Genomic DNA, 17,998 nt, shown 5'->3' on the forward strand with positions numbered 1-17,998 from the left:
GCGGTTTCTTGCGCAATTTGTTTGCAACAGACTGAAAAAACGTCTTATCGAGTCATCTGTGGCAAGAAAGATATCTTAAGAGAATCAAGAAGGTAGTATAATGCGCGCAATGAATACGACGACAGATCCCCAGTTAGAATCACTACGCCTTCCTCCGCACTCCATAGAAGCGGAACAGTCGGTGTTGGGTGGCTTGTTGCTTGATAATTCTGCCTGGGACCGTATCGCCGATTATTTGAATCAGGATGATTTTTACCGGTTCGATCATCGTCTCATCTATCAGCATATCGCCAAACTGATCAATTCATCGAGACCGGCTGATGTTATTACGGTCTATGAATCCTTGCAGTCGGTCGGGAAGGCAGAGGAGATTGGCGGTCTGACTTATCTGAATGCACTCGCCCAGAATACACCATCTGCTGCCAATATACGCCATTATGCACAAATAGTGCGGGATCGCGGCATTTTACGGCGACTGATTACGGTTTCAGATGAAATATCCTCAAGCGCTTTCCAGTCCCAGGGGAAAGAAGTCAAGCAGATCCTCGATGAAGCGGAAACCAATATATTTGCCATTGCAGAAGAAGGTTCGCGCGGAACGCAGGGGTTTCAGGAAATACAGCCGTTGCTGACCCAGGTCGTTGAAAGAATCGATGAATTGTACAATCGGGATAACCGGAACGATATTACAGGCGTTCCTACAGGTTTTATTGATCTGGACAGAATGACATCAGGTTTGCAGCCGGGAGACCTGATCATCGTTGCCGGCCGTCCATCAATGGGGAAAACGGCTTTTTCGGTCAATATCGGTGAGCACGTCGCTATTGAGAGCGGTCTTCCTGTCGCCGTATTCTCAATGGAAATGAGTGGCGCACAACTGGCCATGCGTATGCTGGGTTCCGTCGGACGACTGGACCAGCATCGTTTGAGGACCGGTCGTCTGGGAGATGAAGACTGGCCACGATTGACTTATGCCATTCAGAAAATGAACGAGGCACAGCTCTATATTGATGAGACTCCGGCATTGAGTTGCACTGAATTGAGAGCCAGAGCGCGCAGGCTGGCAAGACAATGCAGCAAGCTTGGACTGATCATTATCGACTACCTGCAATTGATGGCGCCCAGCTCGGCCGGGGAAAACCGCGCTACGGAAATTTCCGAAATTTCCCGTGGACTGAAGGCACTTGCAAAAGAACTGAATTGCCCGGTCATCGCTTTATCGCAGTTGAATCGTTCCGTTGAGCAAAGGCCGAACAAGCGGCCTGTCATGTCCGATTTACGTGAATCCGGAGCTATTGAGCAAGATGCGGATCTTATTTTGTTTATTTATCGGGATGAAGTTTACAATCCCGATACCCCTGATAAGGGGATGGCTGAGATTATCGTCGGGAAACAGCGTAATGGCCCGATTGGTAGTGTCAGACTGACTTTTCTCGGACAATTTACCAAATTCGACAACTATGCCGGCGGCGGAGGAATGTATGGGGAATGATTTTCTTGTCCTTCGCCCAATACCCATTGCGACATGGCATATACCCGATGGGGTGTGCCGGCTAAATATCAAGGGAAGACTATGTTTGGACGTTTAATGCCTAAAGAAGAGAAATTCTTCGATTTGTTCAACCAGCATGCAGAATTCTGCGTCAAGGGAGCCAGAGAATTGCTGGAACTCATGAAAGACTTCAGCCATATAGAAAGACGGTTGCATGCTATTGAAGGGCTTGAAAAACAGGCAGACAAAGTCACCTATCATACTATCGGCATTTTGCACAAAACTTTTATTACTCCTCTTGATCGCGAAGACATCCATCGTCTTATTACCAAAATGGACGATATTCTGGATTTGATGGAAGATGCCGCTCAGACAGTTTCGCTTTATGACATACAGACCATTACTCCCGAAGCGATTCGTCTGGCTGAATTATGTCTGGGATGTTGCGAAAAACTGAAGGATGGTATTTCCCTGCTGCATAATATGAACCATTCCCGCGAAATACTGGAAATATGTGAGGAAATTGATCGTCTTGAATCCGATGCGGATCATGTTATGCATGCCGCATTGTCGAAACTGTTTCGTGATGAGCCCGATGTAAGGAACCTGATCAAGCTGAAAGCATTGTACGAAATACTGGAGAATGTCACCGATATTTGTGAAGATGTTGCCAATATCGTTGAAGGAATTGTTGTTGAAAATGCCTGATTGTCCGGCGGTCCGAGTGATCGGATTGTCATAATTTCCCGAATCGTCAATATCCACACAAAGTTGATTTTCATGCAAGCAATACATGTCAGTCTTTATGCCCTTATTTTTCTGGTCGCTCTGGCGCTGATTTTCGATTTCATGAACGGTTTTCATGATGCCGCCAATGCGATTGCCACGGTTGTTTCGACCGGGGTTCTGAAGCCGCATACCGCTGTTGCCATGACGGCATTCATGAACTGCGTTGCGATATTCATATTTGACTTGCATGTCGCCACGACTGTGGGAAAAGGGACCGTTGATCCGGCCATTGTTGATCATTATGTGGTATTCGGCGCTTTGGTCGGTGCAATAGGCTGGAACATTATCACCTGGTATTACGGAATTCCTTCATCGTCATCTCACGCACTGATTGGTGGATTGATTGGTGCAGCCATTGCAAAGGCAGGGAGCAGTTCTCTGGTCGCTTCAGGTATTTTCAAGATCATCGCATTCATTGTCATTTCGCCATTGCTGGGATACATTCTGGGATCCGTCATGATGCTGCTCGTCTCCTGGATATTCGTCCGGTCCCAGCCGCGTAACGTTGACAGATGGTTTCGCCGGCTGCAGCTGGTTTCCGCATCCTTGTACAGTTTGGGACATGGCGGAAACGATGCACAGAAAACGATGGGGCTGATCTGGATGTTGCTGATTGCTTCGGGCTATGCCGCTGATGATGGGCATTTGCCTTTGTGGGTCATCGTTTCGTGTTATGCCGCGATCGGTTTCGGAACGTTATTCGGTGGATGGCGTATTGTGAAAACCATGGGGCAGAAAATTACCAAACTGAAGCCTGTCGGTGGATTTTGTGCGGAAACAGGGGGAGCACTGACACTGTTTATTGCTACGGCACTTGGAATACCGGTATCGACAACTCATACCATTACCGGCGCCATTGTCGGTGTCGGTTCGGCGCAGAAAATGTCGGCAGTCCGTTGGGGCGTCGCCGGCAATATCGTCTGGGCATGGATTCTGACTATCCCGGCATCGGCTTTCATTGCCGCTGTTGCCTGGTGGCTTGGAACCAAATTCCTGTAATGGTCGCCGTTCTCGCGAACAGAGGGTATCAGCATGCAGATGATGCCATGACTGACAATCTGCCTGTCATGGTGAAGCTGTCGAAATCGTTAAATGGTGCATCAACTGGTGCAGACGTTCATTCGCGCTTTGTGAAAACAGGGACTTTCCGAAAACGCTTGCCAGAGATTTTACCCCTGCCTTCTTTCCTTGTTCCACGGAAGGGGAGACGTCATGGCTTTTTTTCCGGGACATAACCGGGGCTATAAGCTAAAACAACCGAGATATCGCGCCTGTCCGGTTCCATAGCAAAAACGATCTGTTTGGTTGCCTGATTGCATCAGGTTATTTTCGACATACCGGATTGATCGTCGCGATGATGATAATTTCCGAAGAGGCTTCTTGTGGGCGGAAATCAGTCTGATCTTCCGGCAAATCCAAGCAGATGCAACAAACTGGAGAACAAATTGAAAAACGCGACAAAAAGGGTCACAGTTGCCATGATGTAATTGGTTTCACCATTACGGACGATTCTGTTTGTTTCGTACAGGATCAGGCCAGACATCAACAAGACGAAAACGGCAGAGATTGCCAGAAACAAAGCCGGTACTTCAAAAAAGAAGGCGATGAGACTGGCAAAAAGTGCGACCAGCATTCCCGTGGTCAGAAAACTCGACATAAACGAGAAATCACGATGTGAAAACAGGGCGATACCCGACATGACAATAAAAATCAGTGAGGTTCCCCCCAAAGCCGTGAGAACAATCTCGCTCCCGTGCGGCATGCGCAAATAGTAACCGATAATCGGGCCAAGGGTATATCCCATAAAACCGGTCAAAGCGAGGACGAAGATAATACCCAGACGATTGTTACGGTTTCTGTTTACAAGAAACAGCAATCCGAAGTAGCCTGCAAGTGTCATCAGAAAACCGGGATGTGGCCATTGCATAACAATGGCTACGGTCGCGGTTAGGGCGGAAAATCCCAAACATAACGATAAGAGAAAGTATGTATTTCCCAGTACGCGTCTTGTCTGATTGTCGAGGACTCTGTCCGTTTGCCGAGTATCCGAAGGAATGGCAGAATCGAACCGATAGCGTTTGTTCATGAAACTAGATAGCCAGAAAAGGTTTATTGAAATAGAGGGGCAATGTATCGTGTGGTATGGATTTCGCCTTCGACATCGCTTTGTTCAGAAGGCGTGTGGCGCGCCTGGTTGCACTGTCAACCGCGCTCTTTACATCAGCCGCGAATTCCGTGACCACAATAGGTGACATGCCCGGCAGTACCAGCCGGATCAGACAACGTTTCTTGAAGCCGCTTTTGATACGGTTCGTGTCGGATAACCGGACGGTGATGAGATTGATACTGTCTTGTGCGTGAGACAACATCACATTCAGGCGTTCCGTTATGTAATCCTGCAAGGCTTCTCCAGCCTTGATACCTTTTGTGATGATCGTCGGTTCCATCAATTTCTTGCTCCTGCTCGTAATATATTACTTTACAGTTATATTAAACAATGAAAGAATAAGTAAAAAGAGAAGACTATCGTAATTTTACTTCAAAAAAATGGAATAATGAAAGCTTCCACTCTGAATTACCGCCATCTTTATTATTTTTGGGTCGCTGCCAAGGAAGGTGGTGTGACACGCGCGGCAGAACGGCTCGGCGTTGCTGTACAAACGATCAGCATGCAACTGGCATTGCTTGAAAAGTCAATAGGCAAGACATTGTTTGCTCCGCAGGGGCGAAGACTGGTTTTGACAGAGGCAGGCAGGGTTGCCCTGAATTATGCCGACCAGATTTTTCTTCTTGGCGAGCAGTTACAGGAAACACTGGCAGAAGATGATGTCGGCAAGAGTCTGCGCCTGACGGTAGGTATTTCGGATTCCTTGCCGAAAATGATCGCATATCGTCTTTTGGAACCTGCTCTCAAATTGCCTCAGTTCGTACGTATGGAATGCTATGACGGTACATTTGAAACCTTGCTGGCTGATCTGGCATTGCATAAACTGGATGTCGTCCTGACGGACCGGCCGACAAATGCCAAGAGTAGCCTTCGGGTATTCAGTCATGAACTCGGAGACCGTGCGGTCTGGTTATTTGGTACGGAAGAGCTGGCAGAAAAATACCGTGACAATTTTCCTGCCTGCCTTACTGGCGCTCCTGTATTGCTGCCGACACGAAACAATGCGATCAGGATGCATCTTGATCAATGGTTCGAAGTGAACAATATCCGGCCTTTTATTGCCGGTGAGTTTTCAGACAGTGCCTTGCTGAAGGCGTTTGGTCGTATGGGGGTGGGAATGTTCCATGCGCCTATCGTGCTGGCTGACGAAATGAAAGATCAATACAATTCTATTCCGATTGGTGAAATGAAAGGAGTCAGGGAACAGTATTATGCCATTTCAGCGGAGATGAAAATCCGGCATGTTGCGGTGGAAGCCATTCTGGAAGCACGCCGCAAGATCATGGAAGAAGTCAACTGACATTTCCCTGATAAGTGTTATTTATTTCAGATGATTGGCCAGGCTGACGAATTGTTCGACGTTCAGATCTTCCGGTCGTTTTGTCGGGTCAATATTCAGTTTTTCCAGTTCGGTTTCGGAAAAAAGAGGGGCGAGGTTGTTGCGCAGCATTTTTCTGCGTTGCGAGAAAGCTTGTGTGACGACTTTTTCAAGCGCTTGAAGTGAGCACTTTTCCGGCATTTCCCGGGGTATCATGCGTACGATTGCGGAATCCACCTTGGGCGGTGGTTCGAATGCTTCCGGCGGAACCACGAAAAGCATGTCCATGTCATAGCGCCACTGCAACATGACGGAAAGTCTTCCATAGGCTTTTCCGCTAGGTTCTGCCACCATGCGTTCAACCACTTCTTTTTGCAGCATGAAATGCTGATCTTCGATTGACGATGCGAAATCCATCAAATGGAAAAGCAAGGGAGTCGAAATATTGTAGGGAAGATTGCCGACGATCCGGATTTTCCGATCGGAGCATGCTCTCAGCGAGTGTATATCAAAATCGAGAGCATCTCCGCAATGAACGGCCAGTTTTTCCGTTGGGAAACGATTGGTCAGATAGGCTGCCAGATCACGATCCAGTTCTATGACGTCGAGTCTGGCCAGATGATGAAGCAGTTTTTCAGTCATGGCTCCCAGACCCGGCCCGATTTCGAGCATGATGTCGGAATAGCAGGGAGCAATCGCCGAAATAATGGCGTCCAGCACAGACTGGTCTTTCAGGAAGTTCTGCCCAAACCGTTTACGGGGAATATGTCTCATTCTACGATCCGTTTGTGTTTTTTTGATGAAAGCGCCATTTCCGCCGCGATCCGGATAGCTTCAATCATGCTGCCATGACTGGCTAATCCAAGACCTTTCGATGCGATATCGAGAGCCGTTCCGTGATCAACCGATGTGCGGATGATGGGCAGTCCCAAGGTAATATTGACACCATGTCCGAATGTAGCGTATTTGAGGACAGGCAATCCCTGATCGTGATACATGGCAATGACGCAATCCGCATGCTCGAGGTAATGTGGCTGGAAAAGCGTATCCGCTGGGAAAGGACCTGACACGTTGATATTTCGGGATCGCAGTTTTCTGATAGCCGGATTGATGACTCTGATTTCTTCATCACCAAGATAACCGTTTTCTCCTGCATGGGGATTCAGGCCGGTCATCAGGATATGAGGGGATTCGATGCCGAACCGGGTTTGCAATTCATGATTTACTATCGAGGCCGTTTCAAGAAGGCTTTCTTCTGTAATGGACTGGCTGACTTCTTTCAGGGGCAAATGGGTCGTTGCCAGAGCGACGCGTAACATGTAATTGTTCTGGAGAGAGTTTTTCTCCACCAGACCGGCGAGCATCATGACGACACGTTTTGTTCCGGTTTTTTCCGCAAAATATTCTGTATGACCTGTAAAAGGAATTCCGGCATCATTGATCGTGCTCTTTTGTACCGGCGCTGTGACGACCGCATCGAATTTTCCGGTCTGGGCTCCCTTTATGGCAATATCCATAAATGACAGAACCGGTTTGCCATTTCTTGCATCCAGATGACCGGGAATGGCCGGTACCAGCAGGGGAGAATCAATGACTCCAATGGATCCTTCTCTTTCGGAAAGAATATCCGGGTTCCATTTGGTCATATCCAGCTTGAGCAATTCAATGCCGACATCCATTTTGGAAGCCAGTTGTTTCAGGCCGGTGTAATCTCCGATCAGAACAGGGCGGGCCATTTCGTGACAACAAACCGCGCCACGTATGGAAATCTCCGGTCCGATTCCCGCGGGCTCTCCTGTTGTGATGGCAATGACTGGTTTTGTCATTTACATTTCCTGCTTGTTGTCGTTCAGACGATACTCGACATAAGCACGGTCGCGCAGCTGGCGGAGCCATTCTTCTGTCGCTTCAGCAATTTTCCGTTCACGCAAGGCCTGTTTGGCGGCGATCCTTTTCCGTTCAAGAGACATATCATCTGTTTTCTTTTCCAGGACCTGGATAAGGTGGAATCCGAATTGTGTCTCGACAGGGTCGCTGATTTCTCCGGGTTGCAGTGAAACAAGAGCCTTTTCAAATTCAGGAACAGTATCGCCGGGATAAATCCAGCCCAAATCACCCCCGCGACTGGCTGAAGTATCGTTGGAATAGGTTTTGGCCAGTTCTTCGAATGTGGCCGAATTGTTCTGGATTCGTTGTCTGAGATCGATCAGCTTGCGTCTGGCTTCATCGGCCGAAACCAGCTGATTGACTTTGATGAGGATGTGTCGTGCATGAATCTGTTGCACGACATGGCTGTCGGCGACACTGGGTTTCTGATCTGTTCCGGCAGACATGGAACGTTTGTCAAGGATTTTCAGAATGTGGAAACCATTGGGACTTTTGATGATGCCGGTTATGTCTCCCGGTTTCAATCCGGATAATGCATCCACGAATGTCTTGGGTAAACGGTCTGTACTTCTCCAGCCGATATCGCCACCACTCAACCCCTCATCGGCATCTGAATAGGAAGCGGCGTTTTGCTGGAAATCCCCACCTGATTGCAGTATTTTGAGAACTTTTTCCGCGCGTTCACGTTTTTCCGCTATCTGTTCGGGAGATGCGTTTTCAGGAATACGGACCAATATGTGACCCAGCCTGATCTGTTCAGGCATTTGCATCTGTGAATCGGCTCCCAGCAAATGGTCGACTTCCGCATCGTTGATCTGGATTTTGTTGACCACTTCGCGATCGCGCAAACGCTGCATGGTGATGTCGTTTCTGACGTTTTCCCTGTATTTTTCAAATGGTATTCCATTCTGTTCCATTTGCTGCTGGAATTGCTGCAGGGTTACATGTTTGCTTTCTGCAATTCTGGCTATCGTCCTGTCGAGCTGGGTGTCGTCAATGCGAAGTCCCATTTCCTTGGCCAGCTGTATCTGAGCGCTTTCGACAATCATGTGTTCGAGTACCTGCTTTTGCAGTACTTCGCGAGGTGGCAGAGTGATATTCTGGTTTTTCAGTCTGGATTCGATTTGCTGGATACGTTCATTCAGTTCACCGATTGTAATGACATCGTTGTTGACGACAGCCGCGATGGCATCCACAACAACCGGCCTGACTGTTTGAACAGGAGTCTGGAGGGTTTTGTCTGATTGTGCAAACACTCCTGTTGAGGTGACGATACCCAAAAGCAGCGGAATTAACCAGTTTAGTAAAGGCTGTTTTTTTAAATGATTTTTTGAAAAAAACATATCGTGATCCTTACGGGGATAAAGCATGATCCGGCAAAAAACGGAATCAGGGTGAAAGCGGTTCATAACCCGGGATGCTTCTCTGTAATGCATTCAGGGGATTGCTTCCCAGTCTCGACAATCCTTTCAGTTCAAGCTGGAAGAAGAACGCCGTATTGCTTTCGGTCGATGAAGTGACGAAGCGTTGCGCCATCAGCCGGAATATCCAGCAATCCGCGTTATATTCGACTCCGAAGATATTTTCAATAGATTTGTGATCCGGAATGGAATAACTGGTTTGTCCGACAGCATACCACCTCCGGCCGATGGGCCACTGTCCCGAGATGTGGATCTGGTCGATTTCATTATTGTAGAGATAATCCATGTAATCCCAGTCAGGATAGTAACTGATCAATCCGGCAAGACCGGCGGCGGAATAACGGTTATAGTAGCTTGAGGCATCTCTCAGATAACGGTATTCCGCATTCAGCAGTTTCATTGGGCCCGGTTTCCATTGGGTACTGAGATTGGCGCTGTACATTTTCTTGGTGCTCTGGTTGTATTGCAGGGCTGAATCGACTGAAAACGTTTTCGTGATTTGTCCGCTGGCCATTGCCAACAGATCGGAGCGGTTTTTCGATTCATCGTTTCTCGTGTTGTACAGGTAAACACGTTGGTCTCTGAAGTAGTAACGTTGGCCGATCGTGAATCGCATGCGTTCCGTGCCGTCTTCTTCAATAAAACGGGTGGTCAATGCGGCGGTCAGGTTGTTTGCATCGGCGATACGGTCGTAACCGGCGAAACGGTTCTCGGTAAACAGCATGGCATAACCGAAACTGGGCTCGCCGGAATCGAAAACCGGGTATTTGCTTTGGTCTTTGTAGGGAGTATAGACGTAAAAGAGTCGCGGTTCCAGTGTCTGGGTCATTCCGCGACCGAAGATAGGTGCATCTCTTTCAAAGATCAGGCCGCCGTCCATGGAGAATGTGGGCAGTACACGCGTCAACGATTTTGTATCATAAGGCGATTTGTCCAGATCGTACTTGGCGATATTCAAAATAGCTTTGGGAGTGAAAAAATATCCGCCGGAAATGATCGGATAGGAGATTTCCGATTTCATGATAAAGCGGTTGCCCCGCGCCTGTTCCTGTAATGGCAACTGATCCAGATCGGAATCGGAGAGCCAGAATCGGGTCAGGTCACCATATATGCTCCAGTCGAACCCGCCGACATTCGCTTGTCCGCCATATAGCGAAAATTGCGGGAGCCGGTCGAATGGCTTGATAATGGGTGCTTCTTCGTCTTGGAGTACTTTGTAATTGGTTCCGCGCAAGGTGGCATTCCAGATACCGAATGATTTCGAGATACCGCCTTCGCGCAATAAAAGCCGATCCAGGCTATTGCGGTTTTGCGGGGTGGAAAAGTCATCAGGATATTCATTATCGGAAGCTGAATTGATATTCCAGTAATATGACCAGCCGGTGTTAAAGGCCTGCTGATGTTGGGAAGACAGGAAGTAGCGGTCGCGATCGGCTTCCTTGTCGTTGGGCAGGTATTCGATGTAAGTTATTCCTGAGTAATTCGAGCCTAGATAACGGGCTTCTGCACCCAGTTGCAACCCGCGCCGTGCGATGAGATTGGGTGTAAGAGTCAAATCATAATTCGGGGCCAGGTTGAAATAATAGGGAACACTGATTTCCAGTCCGCTTTTTGATGTCATTCCGATCGTAGGCGGCAAGAAACCTGATTTTCGTTCGTTTTTGACCGGAAAAGTCATGGCTGGCGCGGCCAGTATGGGTACATCCTTGAAATAGAGTACCGGACTGGTTGCGTAACCGGCATTTTTGCCATCATCAAGGTGCAGTTTTTTCGATTTCAAATACCAGTCCGGATCGGTACCTTCGCATGTACTGTATGTTCCCTTGAAAATATTGATCTTGTCGTCGCTGACAAGATCGATGCGATTCGCTGTCCCCTGTGCCTGGTTCGCTTCCAGTTTGTAGGTCGTGTGATTCAGTGTACCTTCGCCGGTATCCAGATTAAGATTGCCTTTGTCGGCCGTATATTGATCGCCAAAGCGCTGGATGAATACATTCCCGATGACTTCCGCTTCATTTTCTTCCTGTCGGAATATTCCGTGGTCGCCTGTAATCAGGGTCTGGTCACGTTCTATTTCGACTTCATAGTCCAGATAAAGATCACGCGCCGTCCGTCCGGTTATCTGTTCCGCCTGGAGAATGGTCGGAGCATCCTTGTTTTCGATATGCTGTGGACGGTTGTTTTTGGCTTTTCCGTCAGTTGTCGGGGCAGCAAGCAACGTCGCCGAAAACGTGGCAAGTAACGAAAACAGGACGCAGGGCGGAAAAGATGCAAAAAAACGGCTCATGAAAAAAGCGTAGTAATAAGAAGACTACAATATATTGTTCAGAATCGCTTATTATATGAGAACTTTCCCGTCGATAACGTATTGTTTTACTCTTCATGTCAATAACAGCTCAAAATATTTCTTCGGATTCCCGTCTTGTTTCGCTTGTGCGATGGCTGGAAACATTGCATGGATTTTCTCTGGATACGGAAACCGTAAGGCCGGCTTCATCCGATGCCAGTTTCAGACGTTACTTTCGTGTCAATGCCGGAAACGCTTCTTACATTGTGATGGATGCTCCGCCCGAGAAGGAAAATATCGAACCATTTATCAGGGTCGCGACGGTATTTGAAAAAAGTGGAGTTTCGGTACCCCGGATTCTGGGAAAAAATCATGAGGAGGGCTTTCTTCTTTTATCCGATCTGGGAACGACGACATATCTGGACAGTCTTGACGAATCCAATGCGGGTTCCATGTATATGGATGCCATCGACGCACTGCTCAGTATCCAGTCAATCAGTCGGCCTCATGTTCTGCCTGAATATGACCGGGCGACATTGAAACGGGAGCTCGACCTTTTTCCTGAATGGTATATAGCCAGACACAGAAAATTTTCGATGACACCCGAAAACCAGGCGGAACTTGAAAAGGTGTTCAATCTGATTCTTGCCAACAATCTGTCACAGCCGCAAGTCTTTGTGCATCGTGATTATCACTCACGCAATCTGATGGTTATGGATGGCCAGGAAAGAAACAATCCGGGCATTCTGGATTTTCAGGATGCATTGTATGGTCCGGTTACCTATGATCTGGTATCGCTTCTGAAAGACGCTTATATAGAATGGGATGAGGAGCGCATACTGGACTGGGTGATCCGCTACTGGGAAAAAGCGAAAAAAACCGGATTGCCGGTCAATCCCGATATTGACCAGTTCTACAGGGATTTCGAATTCATGGGCATTCAGCGGCATCTGAAGGTGCTGGGTATTTTCGCCAGGTTATATCATCGGGACGGAAAGACCGCCTATCTCAAGGATTTGCCGCTCGTTATGGAATACGCCAGCAAAACGGCACATCGTTATGTCGAGCTGGCGCCGCTCGCCCGGTTGCTTGATGAATTGCAGGATAAAAAGCAGGATGTGACTTATTCTTTCTGAAGAGATGTTTTTGATATCTGAACGGGGATTACTGAAATGAAAGCCATGATATTTGCCGCAGGACGGGGAAACCGGATGCGGCCACTGACCGATACTTGCCCCAAACCGCTGCTGGAGGTTCACGGGCGTCCCCTGATTGTCTGGCATATCCTGAATCTGGTGCGTGCCGGCATTACGGAAATTGTCATCAATCATGCCCATTTGGGAAACAAACTTGAGGAAGCGTTGGGGGATGGTTCCGTTTTTGGTGCGACCATTCAATATTCCGGGGAAAATACGGCACTGGAGACGGCGGGAGGCATTGCGAAAGCCAGACCGTTACTGGGGGAGGAACCTTTTGTCGCTATTGCTTCCGATATATATTGTCCTTATTTTGATTTCAAACAGGTAGAGACCGTTCTGGAAGATAATGATGTCTGGGGAAGGCCGCATGCGGATACGAAACGGGATGTGGCATGGTTGTATCTGGTAAAAAATCCCCCATTTCATCCTGGAGGCGATTTTTCCCTTCATTCATTTACTGTCAGAAATGAAGGTGAGCCAAAATGGACTTTCTCGGGGATTGGTGTGTACAGGATGTCCATGTTCGATTCCATACAGCCGGGAGAAAGGGTGCCGCTCGGATCAATTCTGCGTGAATATATAGCGAGAGGACAGGTCGGCGGCGAAATTTATCGGGGTGAATGGAAAAATGTCAATACAATAGAAGAACTGGAAGCATTGAACGGTTCCGCAACAACATTCAATAAAAAACCTGATTGAATGCAATCAGGTTTTTTATATAGAGTAAGGTAAATGAAGATGGAATCAGGTCGTTTGATCAATAAATGCCATCGGCGTGTTCATCACTTCAGGCCGGTGATTTTGTTCTTTTCGTCAACGAGTACGACCTTGGGCTTGAAAGTCTTGATTTCTTCGTCATCCATCAAACCATATGTGCAAATGATCAACAGGTCGCCCAGATGGGCACGGCGGGCTGCAGCGCCATTCAGGGAAATTTCACCACTGCCCCGTTTCCCGGGAATGATGTAGGTGGCGAAACGCTCGCCATTGTTTACGTTATAGAGTTCGATTCTTTCAAAAACCGTCATGCCGGCGGCTTCGATAAGATCTTCATCAATGGCGCAGGATCCTTCATAAGCCAAGTCACATTGGGTGACAGTCGCACGATGGATTTTTCCGCGTAACATAATCCGTTGCATTTTCAATTTCTCCTGTGTCCGTAATACAAAACTTGGCACGCTTTTGTGCACCAGGTATCTCGTTGTTTATTGATTAAAAGGTGAAGGAATACTGAATGTTCAGCACATTAAAAATTCGAATTGTGAAATTTGCACATTTTTGGCGATAGGATCGAAACCAGAGATACTCGCTGTCCGGATATCTTTATCCTTCAAAATGCCTTGTATTCCGTGTCCGACATTTTTGTGACTGGAGTTTCTGACGGCTCCCGGTATCGCCATAACACATGTTTTACCAGATTATAAATGAATAGATAAGCAGGCGTTATCAATTTCCTCTACACTTTATAAAGTTTTTTATAATACACAATTTTTTCAGCAACAGCGCAAAAAAATTCGGACTTTATTGTCGGGAATGGGTGAAGTATTTTGTGGATTGGGTACGACGGCATGGCAAAACGTACCTGCTGCGTTAAAATGGATATCGAATTCATAAACATAGCTTCCATGTTCAAACCTGAAATTACTGTCGCAACAATTCTTGAGAGAAACGGGCGTTTTCTTCTGGTAGAAGAGGAAACGGAACAAGGCATTTTGCTGAATCAGCCTGCAGGTCATCTGGAAGCGGATGAATCCATTCAGGATGCGGCTGTACGTGAAACGCTGGAAGAAACCGCGTGCCGGATCGTTCCCGATGCGCTTGTCGGCATTTATCTTTTGCAATATACCGTTGCCGGAAACAGGAAAGTTTCTTTTCTGCGTTTTGCATTTTCCGGAAGAATTGTATCGGAGTGCGATCAGCCTCTGGATCCAGACATATTGCGTACGGTATGGATGACTTACGAGGAGATCGTCGCCAGTCGTCACCGGCATCGAAGCAAGCTGGTTCTGCAGTCAATTGAAGATTATTTGAAGGGACAAAGAATATCTTTGTCTGTTTTGTCCACATTATTTGTGGAAAGGAATCGAACGTGAGCAGGAAAAAGGTGGTAATTGGCATGTCGGGTGGAGTGGATTCTTCCGTATCGGCCTGGCTGCTTAAGGAACAGGGTTATGAAGTCGTCGGGCTTTTCATGAAAAACTGGGAAGATGATGATGACAGCGAATATTGTTCGGCCCGGCAGGACTGGCTTGACGCGGTTACCGTTGCCGATGTGATCGGTATTGATATTGAAGTGGTCAATTTTGCGGCCGAATACAAGGATCGGGTTTTTTCCGAGTTCCTTCGGGAGTATGAAGCAGGGCGAACTCCCAATCCGGATGTCCTGTGCAATGCGGAAATCAAATTCAAGGCATTTCTCGATCATGCCATGTCTTTGGGGGCCGAACAGATTGCTACCGGACATTATGCCCGTGTCCGTGAAAACGGTGGACGCTTTGAGTTGCTGAAAGCGGTGGACGATACGAAAGACCAGAGTTATTTTCTGCATCGTCTGAATCAGAAGCAGTTGTCCAGAACCATTTTCCCTCTGGGTGAAATCAGGAAAACGGAGGTCCGGAAAATCGCCGAGAAAATAGGTCTTCCCAATGCTAGGAAAAAGGATTCAACCGGAATATGCTTTATTGGCGAACGTCCGTTCCGTGCCTTTCTGAACCGCTATCTGTCTTATGAACCCGGGCCGATCAAAACACCTGACGGCCAGGTAATCGGACAACATGTCGGGCTCAGTTTTTATACCATTGGCCAGAGAAAAGGAATCGGAATTGGCGGGATGAAGTCGTTCAGGAAACCGGATGGTACCAGCGATGCCTGGTATGTTGCCAGAAAGGATATCCCCAACAATACACTGTATGTCGTTCAGGGACATGACCATCCCTGGCTCTTGTCTCCATCACTTGAGGCGGGGCAGCCGAGCTGGATTTCGGGCGACTCGCCAGAAGATCGGGAGTTGTCTGTTAAAACACGCTATCGCCAAAAGGATATACCCTGTTTGCTGACGGTTAAGGATGCTTCGGCTTTTTCGGCCAGTTTCGTTGAACCGCAGTGGGCTATTACACCCGGGCAGTCGGCCGTTTTTTACAAGGGGGAAGTCTGTCTTGGCGGAGGCATCATTGACAACGCATCCTCTGTTGCGTAAATATCCGGTATGCAAAATGACTGTTCACCGTCATTTTGTGTTTATTCAGGTCGTGTTTTTATAAATGAAGGTCTTGTCGAAAGACGTTCGAAAAAACTGGCCAGATTGTCATAGTCCTTCTGCCATCCGATTTCCGGGAAACGGAAATCAAGCCAGCCTAAGGCACATCCGACAGCGATATCAGCCAGAGAAAAAGTGTTTCCGTGACAGAAGGTATTGTTTCCCAAGTGAGATGACATGGCTTTCAGGCCGGAATGTATTTTCCCTGTCTGCAAGCGGATCCATTCGGGGCTTTGTTGCCCGGTGGGGCGTTTGCCTTCCAGTCTGACCAGTATCGCGGCATCCATGACGCCGTCAGCGAGCGCTTCCCAGCATTTCACGTCTGCACGACCCCGATTGTCATCTGGCAGCAGCCGGCTGACAGGTGTTGTGGTGTCCAGATAATCCACGATGACACTTGAATCATAAAGTGCTTTTCCATCGTCCATGACAAGACAGGGAACTTTACCCAATGGGTTGAACTGGTTGGCGATATTGTCCGGAGAATTCAGATCTGTCACGACAAATTCATAGTCGATTTTTTTCTCAATCAGGACGATACGTGTTTTACGGACGTAAGGGCTGGTTAAAATTCCGATCAGCTTCATGATAAGACATGTGAAAAATGTGTTTCATTATAACACTCGGGTGTCAGATATTCGTCAGTGACACGTGAAGAATCGGCTATTTGCACATGGAAAATGTTAAACTAAACAATCGTGTTTTATCTGAAGAGTTTTTTCACAATGGAACTTTCTGCACTTTCTGCTTTATCACCTCTTGATGGAAGATATGTAAGAAAAACAGGCGCGTTAAGACCGATTCTTTCCGAGGCCGGTTTCATGAGGCACAGGGTCAAGGTCGAAGTCGCGTGGTTCAAGGCGTTATCCCATGCAGGATTTGCGGAGATTCATCCTTTTTCGGCAGCCACCACCCGTTTTCTCGATGCACTGGTTGACAATTTCTCGGTAGATGATGCAGCACGAATAAAGGAAATCGAGGCGATCACGAATCATGACGTCAAGGCTGTCGAGTACTGGATCAAGGAATCTATCGGACTCCGGCTTCCTCCTGAACTTTCGAAATTGAACCGGCGTACGGTTTCTGTTGATCCCGAAATTACCGGAGAACTGCAATCCGTGGCCGAATTCATTCATTTCGCCTGTACATCCGAGGATATCAATAATACATCTCACGGCATGATGATCAAGGCAGCGCGCGATGAAGTTGTTTTGCCGGCTTTGCATGCACTTGTCGGGAAATTGCGGGATATTGCTCATGAACATGCGTCACTTCCCATGCTGGCAAGAACACATGGCCAAACAGCGAGCCCGACGACACTGGGGAAAGAATTCGCCAATATCGTCAGCCGGTTGCAGCGGGCGGCGAAACAAGTCGCCGCAGTGGAAATCATGGGGAAAATGAATGGGGCGGTGGGAAATTACAATGCCCATTTCGCCGCTTATCCGGATTTTGACTGGGAGCGTTTCTCGAAAGATGTCGTTGAAAAAAGCCTTGGATTGACATACAACGAATACACAATCCAGATCGAGCCGCATGATTACATCGCAGAGCTTTTCGATGCCATTGCACGTGCCAATACCATTCTGATCGATTTGAATAGGGATATCTGGAGTTATATTTCCCTTGGATATTTCAAACAGGTTACCAAGGCCGGTGAGGTCGGGTCCAGTACCATGCCGCATAAAGTGAATCCGATCGACTTTGAAAATTCTGAAGGCAATTTGGGGATTGCGAATGCACTTTTGAAACATATGTCCGAAAAATTGCCCATTTCCCGCTGGCAGCGGGATTTGACGGATTCCACCGTATTGCGCAATATCGGGATCGCGCTGGGTTATACTGTTCTGGCTTATGACAGCTGTCTCCGCGGTTTGAACAAACTGGAAGTCAATGTTGCCAGAATAACCCATGATCTTGAAGATGCCTGGGAAGTTTTGGCTGAACCGGTCCAGACGGTCATGCGTCGTTTCGGAATAGAAAATCCGTATGAACAGCTGAAGGCGCTGACTCGCGGGAAAGGAATCGAAAAACAGGATCTGCATGCGTTTATTCGCAGTCTGGATCTGCCTCAGGCAGTCAAGGAAGAATTATTGAAGATGACTCCGGCAAGCTATACCGGGATTGCTTCAAAACTGGCAGCAAAAATTTGAGTGGAAACAATATTTGGAGAAAGGAAGGG

17 protein-coding genes are annotated in these 17,998 nt (G+C 47.7%); 9 read left to right on the forward strand and 8 right to left on the reverse strand.

The annotated features are described in order from the left end of the window. Positions 1-100: 100 nt before the first annotated feature. The 3 genes from NB647_RS02355 to NB647_RS02365 all read left to right on the forward strand — a co-directional run bounded on the left by NB647_RS02355 (position 101) and on the right by NB647_RS02365 (position 3,280). On the forward strand, positions 101-1,492 hold the full coding sequence (locus NB647_RS02355) for a replicative DNA helicase (protein WP_269283964.1): 1,392 nt from the start codon (positions 101-103) through the stop codon (positions 1,490-1,492). An 81-nt stretch (positions 1,493-1,573) separates the two neighbouring features. After that, positions 1,574-2,200, forward strand: a complete 627-nt coding sequence (locus NB647_RS02360; RefSeq protein ID WP_269264949.1) for a DUF47 domain-containing protein — start codon at positions 1,574-1,576, stop codon at positions 2,198-2,200. Between the two features lie 72 nt (positions 2,201-2,272). Beyond that, positions 2,273-3,280, forward strand: a complete 1,008-nt coding sequence (locus tag NB647_RS02365) for an inorganic phosphate transporter (RefSeq protein ID WP_269264950.1) — start codon at positions 2,273-2,275, stop codon at positions 3,278-3,280. Between the two features lie 394 nt (positions 3,281-3,674). On the opposite strand, the gene NB647_RS02370 is transcribed toward NB647_RS02365, so the two are convergent. Together NB647_RS02370 and NB647_RS02375 are read right to left on the reverse strand one after the other, a co-directional pair. Continuing rightward, positions 3,675-4,337 (reverse strand): Bax inhibitor-1/YccA family protein, encoded by a 663-nt coding sequence (locus NB647_RS02370; protein ID WP_269284699.1) that lies wholly within the window; start codon positions 4,335-4,337, stop codon positions 3,675-3,677. A gap of 34 nt (positions 4,338-4,371) precedes the next feature. Next, the gene (locus NB647_RS02375) at positions 4,372-4,728 is read right to left on the reverse strand and encodes an HPF/RaiA family ribosome-associated protein (protein ID WP_269281599.1); all 357 of its coding nucleotides are present in this window, start codon (positions 4,726-4,728) and stop codon (positions 4,372-4,374) included. Positions 4,729-4,836: 108 nt separating this feature from the next. Between NB647_RS02375 and nhaR the strand changes: the two genes are divergently transcribed. Continuing rightward, positions 4,837-5,748, forward strand: a complete 912-nt coding sequence (nhaR, locus tag NB647_RS02380; RefSeq protein ID WP_269283966.1) for a transcriptional activator NhaR — start codon at positions 4,837-4,839, stop codon at positions 5,746-5,748. A gap of 21 nt (positions 5,749-5,769) precedes the next feature. On the opposite strand, the gene rsmA is transcribed toward nhaR, so the two are convergent. Genes rsmA through NB647_RS02400 form a run of 4 tightly spaced genes read right to left on the reverse strand, consistent with a single transcriptional unit; the run spans position 5,770 to position 11,361 of the window. Then, on the reverse strand, positions 5,770-6,540 hold the full coding sequence (rsmA, locus tag NB647_RS02385; protein WP_269283967.1) for a 16S rRNA (adenine(1518)-N(6)/adenine(1519)-N(6))-dimethyltransferase RsmA: 771 nt from the start codon (positions 6,538-6,540) through the stop codon (positions 5,770-5,772). Continuing rightward, on the reverse strand, positions 6,537-7,592 hold the full coding sequence (gene pdxA / locus NB647_RS02390) for a 4-hydroxythreonine-4-phosphate dehydrogenase PdxA (protein ID WP_269283969.1): 1,056 nt from the start codon (positions 7,590-7,592) through the stop codon (positions 6,537-6,539). The genes rsmA and pdxA overlap by 4 nt, the downstream gene beginning before the upstream one ends. Then, complete coding sequence (locus NB647_RS02395; RefSeq protein ID WP_269264956.1) at positions 7,593-8,996, reverse strand: peptidylprolyl isomerase; 1,404 nt, start codon at positions 8,994-8,996, stop codon at positions 7,593-7,595. It lies immediately after the preceding gene. Positions 8,997-9,042: 46 nt separating this feature from the next. Beyond that, positions 9,043-11,361 carry an LPS-assembly protein LptD gene (locus NB647_RS02400; protein ID WP_269264957.1) on the reverse strand — a complete coding sequence of 773 codons (2,319 nt, stop codon included), beginning with the start codon at positions 11,359-11,361 and terminating at the stop codon, positions 9,043-9,045. Between the two features lie 95 nt (positions 11,362-11,456). Here NB647_RS02400 and NB647_RS02405 point away from each other — a divergent pair, with 95 nt between their 5' ends. Continuing rightward, positions 11,457-12,497, forward strand: coding sequence for an aminoglycoside phosphotransferase family protein (locus tag NB647_RS02405; RefSeq protein ID WP_269283970.1), 1,041 nt, complete (start codon positions 11,457-11,459; stop codon positions 12,495-12,497). Between the two features lie 36 nt (positions 12,498-12,533). After that, positions 12,534-13,259 carry an N-acetylmuramate alpha-1-phosphate uridylyltransferase MurU gene (gene murU, locus NB647_RS02410; protein ID WP_269264959.1) on the forward strand — a complete coding sequence of 242 codons (726 nt, stop codon included), beginning with the start codon at positions 12,534-12,536 and terminating at the stop codon, positions 13,257-13,259. Positions 13,260-13,342: 83 nt separating this feature from the next. Here the strand turns inward: murU and panD are convergent, their stop codons facing one another. Further along, positions 13,343-13,699 (reverse strand): aspartate 1-decarboxylase, encoded by a 357-nt coding sequence (gene panD / locus NB647_RS02415; protein WP_020994726.1) that lies wholly within the window; start codon positions 13,697-13,699, stop codon positions 13,343-13,345. 456 nt (positions 13,700-14,155) lie between these two features. Between panD and NB647_RS02420 the strand changes: the two genes are divergently transcribed. Further along, positions 14,156-14,653, forward strand: coding sequence for an NUDIX hydrolase (locus tag NB647_RS02420; protein WP_269283971.1), 498 nt, complete (start codon positions 14,156-14,158; stop codon positions 14,651-14,653). After that, a complete protein-coding gene (mnmA, locus tag NB647_RS02425) occupies positions 14,650-15,756 on the forward strand; it encodes a tRNA 2-thiouridine(34) synthase MnmA (protein WP_269283973.1) in 1,107 nt (368 codons plus the stop codon). The genes NB647_RS02420 and mnmA overlap by 4 nt, the downstream gene beginning before the upstream one ends. Before the next feature lie 41 nt (positions 15,757-15,797). Here the strand turns inward: mnmA and NB647_RS02430 are convergent, their stop codons facing one another. Further along, the gene (locus NB647_RS02430; RefSeq protein WP_269283976.1) at positions 15,798-16,403 is read right to left on the reverse strand and encodes a glutathione S-transferase family protein; all 606 of its coding nucleotides are present in this window, start codon (positions 16,401-16,403) and stop codon (positions 15,798-15,800) included. Between the two features lie 138 nt (positions 16,404-16,541). Between NB647_RS02430 and purB the strand changes: the two genes are divergently transcribed. Next, a complete protein-coding gene (gene purB, locus NB647_RS02435; protein WP_269283978.1) occupies positions 16,542-17,969 on the forward strand; it encodes an adenylosuccinate lyase in 1,428 nt (475 codons plus the stop codon). Positions 17,970-17,998 lie beyond the last annotated feature (29 nt).

Origin of the sequence: Oxalobacter aliiformigenes (genome assembly GCF_027116575.1) — a bacterium.
Taxonomy (GTDB): domain Bacteria; phylum Pseudomonadota; class Gammaproteobacteria; order Burkholderiales; family Burkholderiaceae_D; genus Oxalobacter; species Oxalobacter aliiformigenes.